This is a genomic window from Rhodanobacter sp. Soil772 (assembly GCF_001428385.1).
Classification (GTDB): domain Bacteria; phylum Pseudomonadota; class Gammaproteobacteria; order Xanthomonadales; family Rhodanobacteraceae; genus Rhodanobacter.
This window is the reverse complement of the sequence record NZ_LMSK01000001.1, coordinates 1016626-1031757: the sequence shown is the minus strand read 5'-3', so window position 1 is coordinate 1031757 and position 15132 is coordinate 1016626. Positions and strand designations below refer to the sequence as shown.

Below are 15132 nucleotides of genomic sequence, written 5' to 3'. Positions count from 1 at the left end.
GACTATATACGTGACATCGGCGCAGGTCAGGGGGTACGGGCATTGGACATCGCAAGGTCTCGGTGGCGCCATGGACATCGCAATCGTTGCCTGGCGGTGATCGCCGCGGGGCTGTCGGCGGCATTGCTGTGCGCCGGCAGTGCGGTGGCGGAAAGCAAAGGGTCCGGCCAGGCAACGCCAGTCCGCTTCGGCATCCTGCCGATCGGCAGTGCGGCCGAATCGCTGGAGCAGTGGCGCCCGCTGCTGGACGACCTGCAGAAGCGACTGGGGCGCCCGGTGGCCACGGTATCGGTGGGCAGCTACGCCAGTCTTTCCAATGCGATCGACGCGCAGCGGGTGGACATCGCCTTCCTCTCCGGCAAGCTGGCGGTCGAGGCGGTGACGCACCAGCACATGCAGGTATTCGCCCAGTTCGTGCGCAGCGACGGCGCCAGGGGCAACGTGGCCATGCTGGTGGTGCGCGGCGACAGCACCATCCGCCATCTCGACGACCTGCTGACGCCCGGCAGCGGTTGGCGTTATGCCCGCAGCGAGCTTCTGTCGGTCACCGGTTACATTGCGCCGGAGGCCTATGTATTCGCACCGCACGGCCTCAATTCCGACACGTTCTTCGGCAGCGTGCGGGTGGGCGACCATCAGAGCAACCTGCTGGCAGTGGTCAACCGCGACGCGGACGTGGCCAGCAGCAACAATCCGGATATGGACCTGTTCCGTCGCAACTTTCCGCGCGAAGCGGAGCAGCTCCGGGTGATCTGGCGCTCGTCGCTGATTCCTTCCGGGGTGCTGGTGATCCGCGACGGCATGCCCGCATCGCTGCGCCGGAAGCTGACCGCGTTCCTGCTCGGCTACGGCAAGGCTCACGGCGAAAACGGTGCGCGCGAGCGAGCGAAGCTGGCCCGCATCCCCGACCTCGGCGGGTTCGCGCCGGAGGACAATTACGTGCTGGAACCCTTCGTGGACATGCAGTACACGCTGCTGCGGCAGCAGGCCGAGCACGGCCAGTGGGTCACGCCGCAGGCGCGACAGGCCCGGCTGGAACAGATCGAGGGCGACCATCGGCGCGCCGTGCGGCAGCTGCAGCCGCACTAGGTTGCCAGGGCGCGCAGGGAGCCGAAGTGCGGGGCGGAGGCCACTGCCGTCCGCCCCGCAGGCATCGTTCAGGGATTGCCCACCATGGACGACAACTCGCTGGCCGTCATCGGCCCGGAGCTCAGCGTGTCGGTGTGCGACGCGATGAATTCGCGGAACTCGATCGACGCCTTCGGTCCCGTGGCGAGGCCCTTGGCGTGCGCGGCGGCGTCCACCTTCTTCTGCTGCGCGTCGGTCAGGTCGGGTGCGATGGCGATGTAGTCCCAAGAGTCGCCGTCCAGGTGCGCGTACCACTGCGCCCGCGGCAGGCCGAGCTGCTGATCGATGGTATCCCGCGCGGCCATCCATTTGAGGAAATCGGCCTGCTTGCCGGGAGCGACCCGATAGAGCGAGATCATCGCGTGGCCGGGTTCCTGCGTCGGCGTCCGGTTCTGCGCCATCGCGGCGGGCGCGGCCAGCACGAAGCCGAGCAGCACGCATTTGCTGAGTACACGGTACATAAAACCCTCTCATGGCACTTTCGTGCCCGTCATGCCGGCCCAAGGGCGACCGGAAAGCGCCGGCAACGCGTTCCAGTGGGGCGGAATATCGTTCGGAGTGGAGGGAATTCCGGTGCACGCTACACCTGCCGGATGCCGCCGGCAATGCCGGCGCAACGGCGTGCGTGCGGGCTGCGGGTGGCCTAGTCGTAATCCACCGCGAGCAGCGCAAACTCCGCAGGGCCGCCCGGTAGTTCGGCCAGGAACTCGTCGTCGACGCGCCTCTTCAAGACGGCGCGGGCCAGTGGCGAATCGATGCTGATCCAGCCGCGTTTCGCGTCGGTCTCGTCGGGGCCGACGATGCGGTAGTGGTGGATCTCGCCGGTGTCCACGTTCTCCAGCTCGATGCGGGCGCCGAAGAACACCATGTCGACATCGCTCGGATTCTGCCCCGATCGCTGCGCGGTACGGGGCAGAATGATGGCTGGGCTACGCGACTTGCATCCAGCGAGATATGGAAAGCAGGCCGCTCGCGCTCACCGAGCATGGCCCGGTGCGAATCCGCGTCACTTTGCCAGACGCACGCCGATACGCTTGGCGTGCACCCAAACCCCGATCTGCCGACGGGCTTGCGCCGACAACATGGGTTTTGCCTGGTGCGCACGGACCTGGACGGCTGTACTGCCGCCGTTATCGAGGTTCGCCAGGAAGCCGTGCACCTCGCCGGTGACCAGTTGCACGGCAAGCCCCACGACCTGTCCGTGGTCGTTGATCCCGAAGCCATCCAGGATGTACATGCCGGAATCGGCCGGGATCAGGTCGTTGAGGTTGTACATCCTGCCGTGCTGCCAGAGGAAGCCGGTGGTGTCGCCTTGGGCGTCCACCGAAACGCCGGTCGCCTGGGCGTAGTTGTTGATACCGATCGCAGCGCTTTGCTGGTCGCCAGGCAGCGTACCCAGATCGGTCATCACGCCGCGGCGCCACAGAAAGGCATGCTGGAAGCCGCTGGTCGGCGTATCGCCCGCCAGCTCGGACGCACCTACGACTTCGGAGTGTTCGTTGATGCCAAAGGCCGCGTTGTTGAACTTTCCGCCCAGATTGCCGAGGTCGATAGCCCGCCCGAGCCGCCACAACAGCGCGTGGTCGGGCCGGAATGGCATCGAGTAGCGCGCGTCGAAGGTCGCACACACGCCGGATGCGCCCACGCTCTCACCCAGATCGTTGAGCCAGAACGCCGCGCCTTCGGTGTCTCCCTGGTACAGGGGAAGCGTGAGCGCCTTCGTTCCTGCCCATACCGCCGGGCGATAGTGCAGGACCTGCGGTGGCGGGCAGGCCGCGTCCGGCACGGCGGTCTCGGCGTACCCGGCGACTACGCCGAAATTGTTCACCATGGCGGCGGCGCTGTTGTGGCCGCCCAGGGTATCCAGCGGCAGCATGAGGCCGTCGCGCCAGACGAAGCCCCGGCAGATCAGGTGGGTCCCGAAGCCGCAGAAATCCTCGCCGCTGGGATCGGGTGTGTCCAGTTCGGCTGCGCCGGTCGCCATGCCGAGTTCGTTGATGCCTGCCAGGGACTGGCTGTGCGGGCCGCCCAGTGCGCCGAGGTCGATCATTCGGCTGGATTTCCGCACGAACGAGTGCTCGACCGTGTCGCCCGCCAAGGTGGAGAAGCCGGAGATCTGACCGCGGCTGTTGATCCCGTAGGCGAGGCTGAAGGTTCCGCCCAGGGTGCCCAGGTCCGTGATGGTGTAATGAGGTGTCGGTGGGCTCGGAGCGGCCTGCGCCGCCGCTCCGAAAGCGCCGAAGGCCATCGCCATGACGAGCAGGCGGCGCCGTAGAGAGAGCGAATGTATGCGTTGCATGGGTTTTCTCCCGTGGTCGCTGTTCACGCCGACAGCGTGCGGCGGACCGGCCACTCGGCCGGACGTGCTGCGAGGTTGGTCGGTGGCAGCTTCAAAAGTCCTTGGAGCCAGTTCAAATCTGCTCAAATTTCTTCAAGACCCCGCCATGGCGGGGCGGTGCTACATTGGCGCCGGCGATGATCAAGGGTGCCGGCGACGAGCGCCGTCCGCGTGGAGTCCGCATGGAAACCGCACCGAAAACCCTCTACGAGTTCGGGCCGTTCCGGATCGATCCCGATCAGCAACTGCTGTTGCGCGATGGCCGTGCCGTGGCGGTGACGCCCAAGGTGCTGGAAGTGCTGTTGGTGCTGGTTCGGCGCAGCCGCGAAGTGGTTTCCAAGGACGAATTGATGCGGACGGTCTGGCCGACGACCGTGGTCGAGGAAGCCAATCTCAGCCAGAGCGTCTTCATGCTGCGCAAGGTGCTCGGCGACACGCGCGGGGAGCAGCGCTACATCGTGACGTTGCCCGGCCGCGGCTATCGCTTTGCGGCGCCGGTGCGGGTGATCGCGCGCGAGGTCGCGGAAGACGTTGCCGTCGCGCCGACGCCAGCGACCCGCAGACGACGGTTGGGATCACCAGCGATATGGCTGGTGGCCGGCGGCATACTCGCGCTGGCGGCCGGCGCGATGTATTTCCTGTCGGGTCGGTCGGCGTCGATGCTGCGCGCGGAAGATCCCGTGCTGGTTGCCGATTTCGTCAATGCCACGGGCGACCCGGTGTTCGATGACACGCTGCGGCAGGGGCTTGCGGTGCAGTTGCAGCAGTCGCCGCTGTTGAGCCTGATTTCGCAGGATCGAATCCAGCAGACGCTACAGCAGATGGGGCGTCCGGCCGGCGCCTCGCTCACCCCCGAGCTTGCCCGCGAAATCTGCGAGCGCACCGACAGCGCGCTGGTGCTGGATGGCTCGATTGCCAAACTCGGCAGCCAGTACGTGCTGGGGTTGCGCGCGCGCGACTGCCGCAGCGGCGATGTGCTCGACGAGGAACAGGCGCAGGCGGGCAGGCGCGAAGACGTACTGCAGGCGCTGGACGAAATGGCCGCCAGGTTTCGCCACCGCGTAGGGGAGTCGCTGCCCACGATCGCCCGGCACAACGTGCCCCTGGCGGAAGCGACCACGACGTCACTGGACGCGTTGAAGGCCTACAGCACCGCATCGCGCGTGCACGCTGCGGCCGGTTCCGCGGCGGCGCTGCCCTTGTTCAGGCGCGCGGTCGAGATCGATCCGCAGTTCGCCATGGCCCACGCGATGCTGGGGCGCATGTATGGCGACCTGGGCGATTTCGTGCTCGCCGCACAAAGCACCGAGCGGGCGTGGCGATTGCGCGGGCGCGCCAGCGATGCGGAGAAGTTCTTCATCGATGCGTCGTACCAGCTCCAGGTGACCGGCAACCTGCAGGCCGCGCAGGCGGTTTGCGAATCCTGGGCGAGCACCTACCCGCGCGCAGCGGGGCCGCATGCCTTTCTCGCAGGCATCGTGCTTCCGGTGCAGGGCAACTACCGCGCAGCCGTCGAGCAGGCGCGCATGGCGCTTGGCCTCGATCCCGATTTCGTCATCGGCTATCAGATCCTCGCTTACGCCCAGCAGTACCAGGGCGATCCGGGCGCCGCGGGAAGAACGCTGGATTCGGCCGCCGCGCGTAAATTGGCCACGCCCGACTTCGCGTTGCAGCGTTACGACCTTGCTTTCCTGCGCTCTGACAGCGACGGCATGCAGCGCCAGGTGGCGGCCGCACTGGACGATGGCGAAGTGCAAGGCGGCATCGCCTATCACCGGTCGCTCGCCTTGGCATACGTGGGGAAGTTGCAGGACGCGCGCGCTGCGTCGGTCCAGGCCGGAGCATTGTCGTTGCAGTCTTCACAGCAGGAACAGGCGGCCCTGTTTGCGGCGGGTGCGGCATTGCGCGAAGGGCTGTACGGTCATGCGGCTGAGGCGCGGCGCCAAGCCGAGACGGCGCTGACGCTCTCGGACGACCGCCATGTCGAATTCGGCGCGGCATTCGCGCTGGCACTTGCCGGCGATTCCGCGCAGGCCGGCAAACTGGCGGACGATCTGGTGTCGCGGTTTCCGCAGGACACCTCGGTCAACTTCAGCTATCTGCCGGCGCTGCGCGCACGGCTTGCCTTGAATGAGCATGCGCCGGAGCGGGCCATCGATATCCTGCAGATGGCCGCGCCGTACGATCTGGGTACGCCTCGCAGCAGCATGCATGGGTCATTTGGCGCGCTCTACACGGTGTACCTGCGCGGAGAAGCGCAACTGGCGTCGCACCGCGCCGTGGAGGCCGCGGCGGAGTTCCGCAAGGTGCTTGCGCATCCGGGGGTGGTGGTAACCGACCCGATCGGCGCGCTGGCACGATTGCAACTGGCACGCGTCTACGCCATGCAGGGAAATCCCGTGCGGGCACGAGCTGCCTATCGGGATTTCTTCATGCTGTGGAAGAACGCCGATCCCGATATTCCCGTGCTGGTACAGGCCCGGCGCGAATACGCCAGCCTGCATTGACGGCCTGATCAACCAGCGCCTTGCGCACTTCGGGACACGGTTTCTTTCTCCAGCCCCATGGCCACGGCCGGGCCGGAGTGGGAAGCCAGCGCCTGCTCGAGTAGCAGAAGGCACGGACGTCCGAACGATCGGTTCCAGCGCGACGGCGTTCGCCCCCGCAGCGCGCTAGTCGTAATCCACCGCGAGCAGCGCAAACTCCGCAGGGCCGCCCGGCAGTTCGGCCAGGAATTCGTCGTCGACGCGCCGCTTCAAGACGGCGCGGGCCAGTGGCGAATCGATGCTGATCCAGCCGCGTTTCGCGTCGGTCTCGTCGGGGCCGACGATGCGGTAACGGTGGATCTCGCCGGTGTCGGCGTTTTCCAGTTCGATGCGGGCGCCGAAGAACACCATGCTGCGGTCGCCCGGTGCGCCTTCGGCCACCTTCAGCGAGGGAATCCGCTTGCTGAGGTAACGCGCGCGCCGGTCGATCTCGCCGAGCTGCTTCTTGCGGTAGGTGTACTCGGCGTTTTCCGAGCGGTCGCCTTCGGCCGCCGCCGCGGCGAGCGCCTTCACCACCTCCGGACGCAGCACGTGCCAGAGGTGGTCGAGTTCGGCCTTCAGTCGCTCGAAACCCTCGCGGGTGATGATCGCGGTGGAACTGGGCGAGGGCGGACGCCAGCGACTCACGCGAGGCTGGCCAGCTGTCGCCGCTGCGCGTCGATTTCGGCGCGCAGCGGGTGGTCGGGCCAGGCGGCCGCGAGCCGATCCAGCAAGGCCGTCGCCTCGGCGTGCTGGTCGGCGTGTGCGGCGAGCTGGCGTGCGGCCAGCAGGCCGTAGTGCGGCGCCTGCGGATCGCGCGGCCAGTGCGCGAGATAGCCGCGGCACAGCTGGATCGTGAGCCGGCTCATGCCCAGCCGTGCGGCCAGGTCGGCCAGTTCGCCACAGGTGCGCGGATCGTCCGGAACGAACCCGCTGTCGATGCCGCCGCATTCCTGCAGCACGCCGAGCGCCCGGCGCGGTTCGCCCTGGGCGATCAGCGCGGCGATCCAGATCTGGCCGTGCACCAGCAGGTCGTCGCGCAAGCCTTGCCGATGCAGCAGCTCGCGATACAGCTGGTGCACGGACGTCGGCGCAGTGCGGTCCTGCAGGCGGGCGGCCAGCTGCCGCAGTGCCGCCACCGGGTCGTCGGTGGCAAGCCGGCGCGCCTCCTCGAGCAGGCGGCTGTCGGCATCCTGGTTGGAGGCTGCGACGAGTTTCTCGGCCTCCAGCTCGATGCCGAAACGCTCGTGGCGCTGGTGGATCATCGCGCCCATCAGATGGAAGGCAAGCACGATCAGGTAGGTATAGGCGAAGGCAAACAGCGGCAACGCCAACAGCCTGGGCAGCAGCGCGGTGCTGATCGAGGCCAGCACGATCAGCGCACCCAGCAGCAGGTTGATCGCCACGGGGATCAGGTAGGCCGCGCCGAAGCTGCCGATCACGCGCTTCCAATTGAACGGGTTGAGTGCCAGCGCAAGGTTGCCGTCGAACGCCAGCGACATGTCGATCGCCGGCAGCGCCAGTGCAGACACGATCAGCACCGGCCACAGCAGGCGCGGAAAGAACACGATGGCGATCACGCAAAGCGCGACGAGCAGCAGGTGGATCGCGGTCAGCCCCCAACCGCTGGCGTCGTTGCCATCGCTGCCGACATCGGGCGGATCGGCGTAGCCATGGGCGGTATGCAGCAGGCAGTCGGCGGCGTAACGCCAGGTGGCGGCCCACACCAGCGCACTGGCCAGGGCACCGATGTACGAGGGCAACAAGCCGACGTAGTGCAGCAAGGCGATGACCACGCAGGTGGGCAGCGCCGCGCCACGCAACGGGTAACCGAGGCCTGTTCTCAGGCGTTCCCCAAACGGCGTGTCGGCAGCGACGATTTCAACGCGAGGCATGCCGTCGCGCGCTCAGCGCTTGCCGCCGAAGATGCCGCCCAGCACGCCACGCAGGATCTGCCGGCCGAGCTGGCTGCCCGCCGTGCGTACCATCTGCTTGCCCATCGTCTCGATCATGCCCTGGCGGCGCTTGGTGCCGAACAGCGCGTCGTGCACAGCGCCACCCCAGCCCGCCTCAGCATCTTTGGCGGGCGCGTCGGCGGCCACGGTGGCCGCATCGGCGGCCTTGTCGCTGGCGCGTTTGGCCAGCATCTCGGCGGCCGATTCGCGATTGACGGTGGTGTCGTACTTGCCGCCGACCGGCGAGCGCTGGCGGATGGTGGAGCGTTCGGCGTCGGTGATCGCGCCGATGCGGCAGCACGGTGTCGTCACCAGGACCTGTTCCACCGGCGTCGGCACGCCGCCGTTGGCCAGGGTGGAAGCCAGCGCCTCGCCCACGGCAAGCTTGGTGATTGCCTCGGTGACGTCGAGCTTCGGGTTCGCCACGAAGGTTTCCGCCGCCGCCTTGACCGCTTTCTGGTCGCGCGGGGTGAACGCGCGCAGCGCGTGCTGGATGCGGTTGCCGAGCTGGCCCAGGATCACGCCGGGCACGTCGTCGGGGTTCTGCGAACAGAAGTACACGCCGACACCCTTGGAGCGAATCAGCCGCACCACCTGTTCGACCCGCTGCTGCAGCGCCGGCGAGGCGTCGTCGAACAGCAGGTGCGCCTCGTCGAAGAAGAACACCATCTTCGGCTGGTCGAGGTCGCCCACTTCCGGCAACTGCTCGAACAGTTCCGACAGCAACCACAGCAGGAAGGTGGAGTACAGCCGCGGCTTCATGATCAGCTGGTCGGCGGCGAGCACGTTGATGATGCCGCGCCCGCTCATGTCCTGGCGCATCAGGTCGGCCAGTTCCAGCGCCGGCTCGCCGAAGAACTGATCGGCGCCGTCACCTTCGAGTTTCAGGATCGCGCGCTGGATCGCGGCGATGCTTTGCGTGCTGATCAGCCCGTACTGGGTCGAGATGGCCTTGGCGTTCTCGGCGGCATAAGTGAGCAGGGCGCGCAGGTCGGCCAGGTCGAGCAACAGCCAGCCCTGGTCGTCGGCCGCCTTGAACACCACTTCCAGTACGCCTTCCTGGGTGTCGTTCAACTCCAGCACGCGGCCGAGCAGGGTGGGGCCCATTTCGCTGATGGTGGCGCGCACCGGGTGACCGAGCTTGCCGTAGATGTCCCAGAACACCACCGGGTTGGCCTGTGCCTTCCAGTCGGCGAGCTTGAGCTTGGCCAGGCGCGCCTTGAGCTTGTCGCCCGGTTCGCCCGCGGCCAGCGCGAGGCCGGCCAGGTCGCCCTTGGCGTCGGCCAGGAAGCACGGCACGCCCAGCCGCGAGAAACCTTCGGCCAGCACCATCAGCGAAACGGATTTGCCGGTGCCGGTGGCGCCGGCGATCATGCCGTGGCGGTTGCCGTAATGCGGGTCGAGGTTGACGCTGGTGCTGTCGTTGCGGCCGATCAGGATCTCAGTCATGGCGTTCCGTCCGTTGCTGGTCGAGCGATTGTAGCCAAGACGGCGAGGCTGTCGTGGCGTGATGTGGCGCGTTGAGTCGAGGCCCTGCGCCCGCTATGGTGGACGTTTTCCGCGGGTGAAGTTCGTGATGTCGTCGTGCTCGGTGATTCGTTCCATGCGCCTGGTGCCGTTTGCCGTGGCGATCGGCCTGCTCGGTGCCTGTGTCAGTGCCGGCGGCGGCAAACCTTCGACCCGGGTGGATGCGCTGTACGGCCAGCTCGACCTGGCCAGCAAGGGCTACGAGACCGCCCTGCAGCAGTCGCGCGAAGGCAACCAGCAGGCTTCGCAGCTCACCCTGACCCAGTCGCTGGACCGCCTGAAGGAAGCCTCGGCGCACTGTGGCACGACACCCGGCTGCGATCCGCAGCGATTCTTCTCGGTGTTCGATCGCCTGCTGCGCCTGAAGGATGGCGATTTCGACGACGGGCAGAACCTGGGTAGCGATGTCGACCTGTCGCAGGCCGCGCTTGCCGCCGGCACCACCGGCGCGGCCAGCCTGCCGCAGGCGCAGCGCAGCGTGACCCTGCTGCACGGGCAGAAGCTGTCGCAGCTGATCGCGATGAACGGGCCGGTGAAGGCAGCGCTGGAGATGTGGCTGACCCAATGGCGCCCGCAGCTGATGGACGCCTGGGTCAATTACCAGTACCTGCGCTACCAGATGTGGCCGCAGTACGAAAAGGCGGACCTGCCTGAGGCGCTGCTGTTCGGCATCATGGCGAAGGAATCCGGCGGCAAGGTGCACGCCGTTTCGCGCTCGGGCGCGTCGGGGCCGCTGCAGTTCATGTACGCCACCGGCATGCGCTTCGGCCTGGTCAGCGACAACGGTTTCGACCTGCGCTTCGATCCCGCGGCATCGGCGCGGGCGAATGCCGAGTACATCAACGAGCAGCTGCGGATCTTCAACAACAACCTCGAAATCACGCTCGGCGCCTATAACGGCGGCGAAGGGCGCATGCGCCGCACGGTCGGCGACGACACCTCGGTGAGCTTCTACGATCCGCGCATCTACAACCAGCTGTCGCAGGAAACCCGTGATTACGTGCCGGCGGTGCTTGCTGCGGCGTGGTTGTTCCAGCATCCGGACAGTTACAACCTGCGTTTCCCGAAGATCGACGGCGCGCCCGGCACGGTCACCCTGAAACGGCCGGTCTCGCTGTCGGAGCTGACCGTATGCCTGGGTTCGGCCGGCGGCATGCGGGATGGCTGGTTCCGCACCCTGCGCAACCTCAACCCACGGCTGGACCCGCAGGTGACCCAGCCGGCAGGCGCGCAGCTGCAGTTGCCGAAGCTGCTGGAGCAGGCCTACGCAGCGCGCTGCGTCGATGGCCCGTGGCCGATTCTCGCCGCCGACCTGCATCGCGCGGTGGTGCCGGTGGTGCAGGCGCCGACGGTGCAGGCACCGGCAGCGAGGGGAACCAGCCGCTACAAGGTGCGCCGTGGCGATACGTTGATCAGCATCGTGCGCAAGCTGCATTGCTCCAGCGTGCAGGAAGTCGCCGAGATGAACGGGTTGAAGCACCACCACATCAGCATCGGGCAGACGTTGAAACTGCCGGTCTGCCGCTGAGCGGCCATGGCGGTCGCCGGGCTTCAGGCGACCGCGCTTTCCTGCACCCAGCTGTTGGCGGTACCGCCGCCGCCGTGCACTTCCTTCAGTTCGCGCAGCAGCTGCATCAGCTGGCGGTGTTGCGGCTGCAGGCTGGCGTGCGGGGAGTTCTTGGTTTCGTGGTAGGCCACGGCCAGCCATAGCGCGATGCCGCGCAGCGCCACTTCGGCGTTGTTCGAACAGGCGCGCTCGTAACCTGCCTCGGTGCCCTGGCCCCAGGGCAGGTAGCGCGCTTCCGGCGCGGTGCCGTACAGGTGCGGGAAATCGCTGCGCGAGGCTTGTCCGATCTCGCGCAGGGTCAGCGTGCTCAGGCGCTCGCGGCTACGCTTGGGCAAGGCCCGCACGCTGCGTTCGATGTCGCGGAATTGGCGGCCAAGCTGGCGCGCGCGCACCATCACAAGGAGTGGCGTCAGTATTTGCATGAGATCCCCTCGGCGCTGGAATTCGACGGCGCGCAAGACGCGCGGCGAAGCCACGAGCGTAGCGAAGCCATCAGCCGAATAGCGCCTAGGGCGTCACAAAATGACCTGCCGCGTCAGGTTTCAGGGTGCGTGGAAGTACTGGCTCTCAGCCGCGCCCAAGCCGCTGGCCCACCTGCACGGCCTGTTGCGGCTGCAGGGCGTCCAGTTCGGCCGCCCCCTCGGGCAGCAGCAGGATCACGGTGGAACCCATGTTGAAGCGCGCCATCTCGGCGAAGCGTTCCAGCGTGATGTTCTGGTCGGCGAACGACTTGCGCCGGATCGATGACGCGTACGGCGGGATCACCAGGCCGTCCCACACCGTGGCCACCGACGACACCAGAATCGCGCCCACCATCACCACCACGAACGGGCCGTGTTCGCCCTCGAAGTGGCAGACCAGTCGCTCGTTGCGTGCGAACAGTCGCGGGATCGCCGCGACCGCGAACGGCGCCACGCTGAAGATGCGCCCGGGCACGTGCACGGTTTCCTTCAGCGTGCCTTTCAGCGGCATGTGCACGCGGTGGTAGTCGCGCGGCGACAGGTACACGGTGACGAAGCGGCCGTTGCGGTACGGCACGGCGGCGGCCTCGTCGCCGCCGAGCAGTTCGGCGGCGGTGTATTCCTGACCCTTCGCCTGGAAGATGCGCCCGTCGACGATCGTGCCGGCCTGGCTGATGCGGCCGTCGGCCGGCGAGAGCAGGGTGGTCGGATCGGCATCCGCGCGGCGCGCGTCTGGTCGCAGCTTGCGCGTGAAGAACGCATTGAAATGCTGGTAGGCCAGCGGATCGGACTGCGCCGCTTCGGCCATGTTCACGCCGTAGTTGCGCACGATGGTAGAGATCAGCCAGTTCTTCCACGGCGCGAAGGTCCAGCGCGTAGCCCAGTAGACCACTCGCGACAAGGCGCGGTGCGGCAGGATGTATTGGAGGAATACGTTGAAAGTCATCCGCCCAGTATACGGGGTGGCGCCGCTGCAGGCCTTATAATGTCCGGCCAATCCGCCGCACCCTGGATCGCCGTGACCGCCGAGCTTGCCACCATCATCGACTTCATCCGTTATGGCGCCAGCCGCTTCTCGGCGGCCGGGCTCACTTTCGGCCACAGCCACGACAACCCGATCGACGAAGCCACTCATCTGGTGCTGGCCAGTCTGCACCTGCCGCCGGACATTCCGCCGGCGTACGGAGCCGGCAGGCTCACCACGACCGAGCGCACGAACGTGCTGGCGCTGATCGAGCGCCGCGTCAGCGAACGCCTGCCGGTGGCCTACCTGGTCGGCGAAACCTGGTTCGCCGGGCTGAAGTTCAAGAGCGACCGCCGTGCGCTGGTGCCGCGTTCGCCGATCGCCGAGCTGATCGAATCGGGCTTCGCGCCGTGGCTGGACGAGCGCCGCATCGAGCGCGCGCTGGACCTGTGCACCGGCTCGGGCTGCATCGGCATCGCGATGGCCGAGTACAACCCGGACTGGCAGGTCGACATCGTCGACGTCAGTGGCGAGGCGCTGTCGCTGGCGCGCGAGAACATCGCGTTCCAGCACGTCGAGAGCCGCGTCGAGGCGATCCAGTCCGACCTGTTCGCCGGCGTGGCCGGGCGTGAGTACGACCTGATCGTCTCCAACCCGCCGTACGTCACCGAGGACGAATACGCCGCGCTACCGGGCGAGTACGCGCACGAGCCGAAGCTCGGCCTGACCTCCGGCGTGGATGGGCTGGACCTGTGCCTGCGCATGCTGGACGAGGCGGCCGGCTACCTCACCGACGACGGCCTACTGATCGTCGAGGTGGGCGAGAGCGAGCACGCGCTGGCCGCGTTGCTGCCGCAAGTCCCCTTCATATGGATCGAATTCAAGGTCGGCCCGATGGGCGTGTTCGCGCTGGAACGGCGCGACCTGGTCGAGCACGCGGCGGCGATCCGCACGGCGGCCGCCGCACGCCGCCCGGGCTGAACGATGGAGCTGGTCACGGCGCGATTGCAGATCGACGCGTTGCGCCCGGCCGATGCCGAGGCCCTGTTCGCCTGTCGCGCCGATCCCGCGGTGGCCCGCTACCAGGGCTGGCGCCCGGCCGATGTCGCCGCCGCGCGCGAGTTCATCGCCGCGCAGCCGCTGAGGCCCGCGCACGGCTGGTTCCAGCGCGCGATCCGCCTGCGTGAAGACGGCCGGCTGATCGGCGATCTCGGCCTGAACCTGCCGGAGGATGCCGGGGCATCGGTCGAGTTCGGCATCAGCATCGCACCAGCCGGGCAGGGCCGTGGTTATGCCGGCGAGGCGGTGCGCGCCGTGTTCGACCAGGTGTTCGGCCCGTGCGCCCGGCATCGCGTTCACGCCTCGGTCGACCCGCGCAACCTGGCCTGCATGGCGCTGCTGCGCGGGCTCGGCATGCGCCAGGAGGCGCATCACCGCGAGAGCCTGTGGCTGCGAGGCGAGTGGGTTGACGACGTGATCTTTGCCCTGCTGGCGCGCGAATGGCAGGCAACCGAACGCCATCGCGGGTAAGCTGCCCCGATCACCTAATGGACGTCCAAACCCCGTGTCCAGCAATTCTTTCGGCAAACTGTTCACCGTCACCACCTTCGGCGAAAGCCATGGGCCGGCGATCGGCTGCGTGATCGACGGCTGCCCGCCGGGGCTGGCAATCAGCGCGGAGGAATTCCGCAGCGACCTCGACCGCCGCGCCACCGGCAAGAGTCGCTACACCTCGCAGCGGCACGAGGCCGACGAGGTGGAAATCCTCTCCGGCGTCTACGAAGGCAAGACCACCGGCACGCCGATCGCGCTATTGATCCGCAACACCGACCAGCGCAGCAAGGATTACGGCGACATCGCGTCGAGCTTTCGCCCCGGCCACGCCGACTACACCTACTGGCAGAAGTACGGCATCCGCGATCCGCGCGGCGGCGGGCGTTCCTCGGCACGCGAAACCACCATGCGCGTGGCCGCCGCGGTGGTGGCGAAGAAGTGGCTGGCCGAACATCACGGCGTACGCGTGCGCGGTTACCTGGCGCAGATCGGCGACGTCGTGCCGGATGCGTTCGACTGGGACGCGGTGGAACAGAACCCGTTCTTCTGGCCCGATACGGCCCAGGTGCCGGCGCTGGAAAACTACATCAACGCGCTGCGCAAGTCCGGCGACTCGGTCGGCGCGCGCGTCAACGTGGTCGCCGACGGTGTTCCACCGGGTTGGGGCGAACCGATCTACGGCAAGCTCGACGGCGACCTGGCCAGCGCGCTGATGTCGATCAACGCGGTCAAGGGCGTGGAGATCGGCGACGGCTTCGCCGCCGTCGCCCAGCGCGGCAGCGAGCATCGCGACGAGATGAGCCTGGACGGCTTTGCGTCCAATCACGCCGGCGGCATTCTCGGCGGCATCAGCAGCGGCCAGCCGGTGATCGCCTCGATCGCGTTGAAGCCCACTTCCAGCATCCTGATCCCCGGCCACAGCGTGAACCTGGCCGGSGAGCCGGTCGAGGTGGTGACCAAGGGCCGCCACGATCCCTGCGTCGGCATCCGCGCCACCCCGATCGCCGAGGCGATGGTGGCGCTGGTGCTGATCGATCACGCGCTGCGCCATCGCGCCCAGTGCGGCGACGTGGGTGCGGTGGCGCCGCGCATTCCCTGATGAGTCGACTACTG

The 15132-nt window shown here is 67.6% G+C and carries 13 protein-coding genes and 1 pseudogene; 6 read left to right on the top strand and 8 right to left on the bottom strand.

Annotation, left to right across the window (positions count from 1 at the left end; genetic code table 11):
• Positions 1-96 precede the first annotated feature (96 nt).
• Positions 97-1089, top strand: coding sequence for a phosphate/phosphite/phosphonate ABC transporter substrate-binding protein (gene phnD, locus ASG75_RS04895; RefSeq protein WP_268793527.1), 993 nt, complete (start codon positions 97-99; stop codon positions 1087-1089).
• Between the two features lie 68 nt (positions 1090-1157).
• Here the strand turns inward: phnD and ASG75_RS04890 are convergent, their stop codons facing one another.
• The 3 genes and pseudogenes from ASG75_RS04890 to ASG75_RS04880 form a co-directional block, all read right to left on the bottom strand.
• Positions 1158-1589 carry a hypothetical protein gene (locus ASG75_RS04890; protein WP_056386229.1) on the bottom strand — a complete coding sequence of 144 codons (432 nt, stop codon included), beginning with the start codon at positions 1587-1589 and terminating at the stop codon, positions 1158-1160.
• A 182-nt stretch (positions 1590-1771) separates the two neighbouring features.
• Positions 1772-1993, bottom strand: a pseudogene (locus tag ASG75_RS04885) (GreA/GreB family elongation factor); the annotation flags it as partial.
• Positions 1994-2134: 141 nt separating this feature from the next.
• Positions 2135-3427, bottom strand: coding sequence for a hypothetical protein (locus tag ASG75_RS04880; RefSeq protein WP_082547491.1), 1293 nt, complete (start codon positions 3425-3427; stop codon positions 2135-2137).
• Between the two features lie 221 nt (positions 3428-3648).
• Here ASG75_RS04880 and ASG75_RS04875 point away from each other — a divergent pair, with 221 nt between their 5' ends.
• Complete coding sequence (locus ASG75_RS04875) at positions 3649-5973, top strand: winged helix-turn-helix domain-containing protein (RefSeq protein WP_162253088.1); 2325 nt, start codon at positions 3649-3651, stop codon at positions 5971-5973.
• Between the two features lie 165 nt (positions 5974-6138).
• Here ASG75_RS04875 and greB read toward each other — a convergent pair whose 3' ends face one another.
• From greB to ASG75_RS04860, 3 genes are read right to left on the bottom strand one after another with little or no spacing between them, the layout of a single operon-like run.
• Positions 6139-6639: a transcription elongation factor GreB gene (gene greB / locus ASG75_RS04870; protein WP_056386225.1), complete on the bottom strand. Its 501-nt coding sequence runs from the start codon at positions 6637-6639 to the stop codon at positions 6139-6141.
• The gene (locus ASG75_RS04865; RefSeq protein ID WP_056386223.1) at positions 6636-7886 is read right to left on the bottom strand and encodes a hypothetical protein; all 1251 of its coding nucleotides are present in this window, start codon (positions 7884-7886) and stop codon (positions 6636-6638) included. The genes greB and ASG75_RS04865 overlap by 4 nt, the downstream gene beginning before the upstream one ends.
• A 12-nt stretch (positions 7887-7898) precedes the next feature.
• The gene (locus ASG75_RS04860; RefSeq protein ID WP_056386222.1) at positions 7899-9395 is read right to left on the bottom strand and encodes a helicase HerA-like domain-containing protein; all 1497 of its coding nucleotides are present in this window, start codon (positions 9393-9395) and stop codon (positions 7899-7901) included.
• Positions 9396-9522: 127 nt separating this feature from the next.
• Here ASG75_RS04860 and ASG75_RS04855 point away from each other — a divergent pair, with 127 nt between their 5' ends.
• Positions 9523-11001 carry a transglycosylase SLT domain-containing protein gene (locus ASG75_RS04855; RefSeq protein WP_056387034.1) on the top strand — a complete coding sequence of 493 codons (1479 nt, stop codon included), beginning with the start codon at positions 9523-9525 and terminating at the stop codon, positions 10999-11001.
• A gap of 23 nt (positions 11002-11024) precedes the next feature.
• Here ASG75_RS04855 and ASG75_RS04850 read toward each other — a convergent pair whose 3' ends face one another.
• The gene (locus tag ASG75_RS04850; RefSeq protein ID WP_056386220.1) at positions 11025-11462 is read right to left on the bottom strand and encodes a hypothetical protein; all 438 of its coding nucleotides are present in this window, start codon (positions 11460-11462) and stop codon (positions 11025-11027) included.
• Between the two features lie 145 nt (positions 11463-11607).
• Complete coding sequence (gene asd / locus ASG75_RS04845) at positions 11608-12447, bottom strand: archaetidylserine decarboxylase (protein ID WP_056386218.1); 840 nt, start codon at positions 12445-12447, stop codon at positions 11608-11610.
• A gap of 39 nt (positions 12448-12486) precedes the next feature.
• Here asd and prmB point away from each other — a divergent pair, with 39 nt between their 5' ends.
• Genes prmB through aroC form a run of 3 tightly spaced genes read left to right on the top strand, consistent with a single transcriptional unit; the run spans position 12487 to position 15118 of the window.
• The gene (gene prmB, locus ASG75_RS04840; protein WP_056386217.1) at positions 12487-13446 is read left to right on the top strand and encodes a 50S ribosomal protein L3 N(5)-glutamine methyltransferase; all 960 of its coding nucleotides are present in this window, start codon (positions 12487-12489) and stop codon (positions 13444-13446) included.
• A 3-nt stretch (positions 13447-13449) separates the two neighbouring features.
• On the top strand, positions 13450-13995 hold the full coding sequence (locus ASG75_RS04835) for a GNAT family protein (RefSeq protein ID WP_056386216.1): 546 nt from the start codon (positions 13450-13452) through the stop codon (positions 13993-13995).
• Between the two features lie 34 nt (positions 13996-14029).
• On the top strand, positions 14030-15118 hold the full coding sequence (gene aroC, locus ASG75_RS04830) for a chorismate synthase (RefSeq protein ID WP_056386214.1): 1089 nt from the start codon (positions 14030-14032) through the stop codon (positions 15116-15118).
• Positions 15119-15132 lie beyond the last annotated feature (14 nt).

Coding starts and splice junctions, on each gene's coding strand:
- ASG75_RS04890 (WP_056386229.1), bottom strand. CDS start 1,589: ATGTACCGTGTACTCAGCAAATGCGTGCTGCTCGGCTTCGTGCTGGCC.
- ASG75_RS04880 (WP_082547491.1), bottom strand. CDS start 3,427: ATGCAACGCATACATTCGCTCTCTCTACGGCGCCGCCTGCTCGTCATG.
- ASG75_RS04875 (WP_162253088.1), top strand. CDS start 3,649: ATGGAAACCGCACCGAAAACCCTCTACGAGTTCGGGCCGTTCCGGATC.
- ASG75_RS04865 (WP_056386223.1), bottom strand. CDS start 7,886: ATGCCTCGCGTTGAAATCGTCGCTGCCGACACGCCGTTTGGGGAACGC.
- ASG75_RS04860 (WP_056386222.1), bottom strand. CDS start 9,395: ATGACTGAGATCCTGATCGGCCGCAACGACAGCACCAGCGTCAACCTC.
- ASG75_RS04855 (WP_056387034.1), top strand. CDS start 9,523: ATGTCGTCGTGCTCGGTGATTCGTTCCATGCGCCTGGTGCCGTTTGCC.
- ASG75_RS04850 (WP_056386220.1), bottom strand. CDS start 11,462: ATGCAAATACTGACGCCACTCCTTGTGATGGTGCGCGCGCGCCAGCTT.
- asd (WP_056386218.1), bottom strand. CDS start 12,447: ATGACTTTCAACGTATTCCTCCAATACATCCTGCCGCACCGCGCCTTG.
- prmB (WP_056386217.1), top strand. CDS start 12,487: ATGTCCGGCCAATCCGCCGCACCCTGGATCGCCGTGACCGCCGAGCTT.
- ASG75_RS04835 (WP_056386216.1), top strand. CDS start 13,450: ATGGAGCTGGTCACGGCGCGATTGCAGATCGACGCGTTGCGCCCGGCC.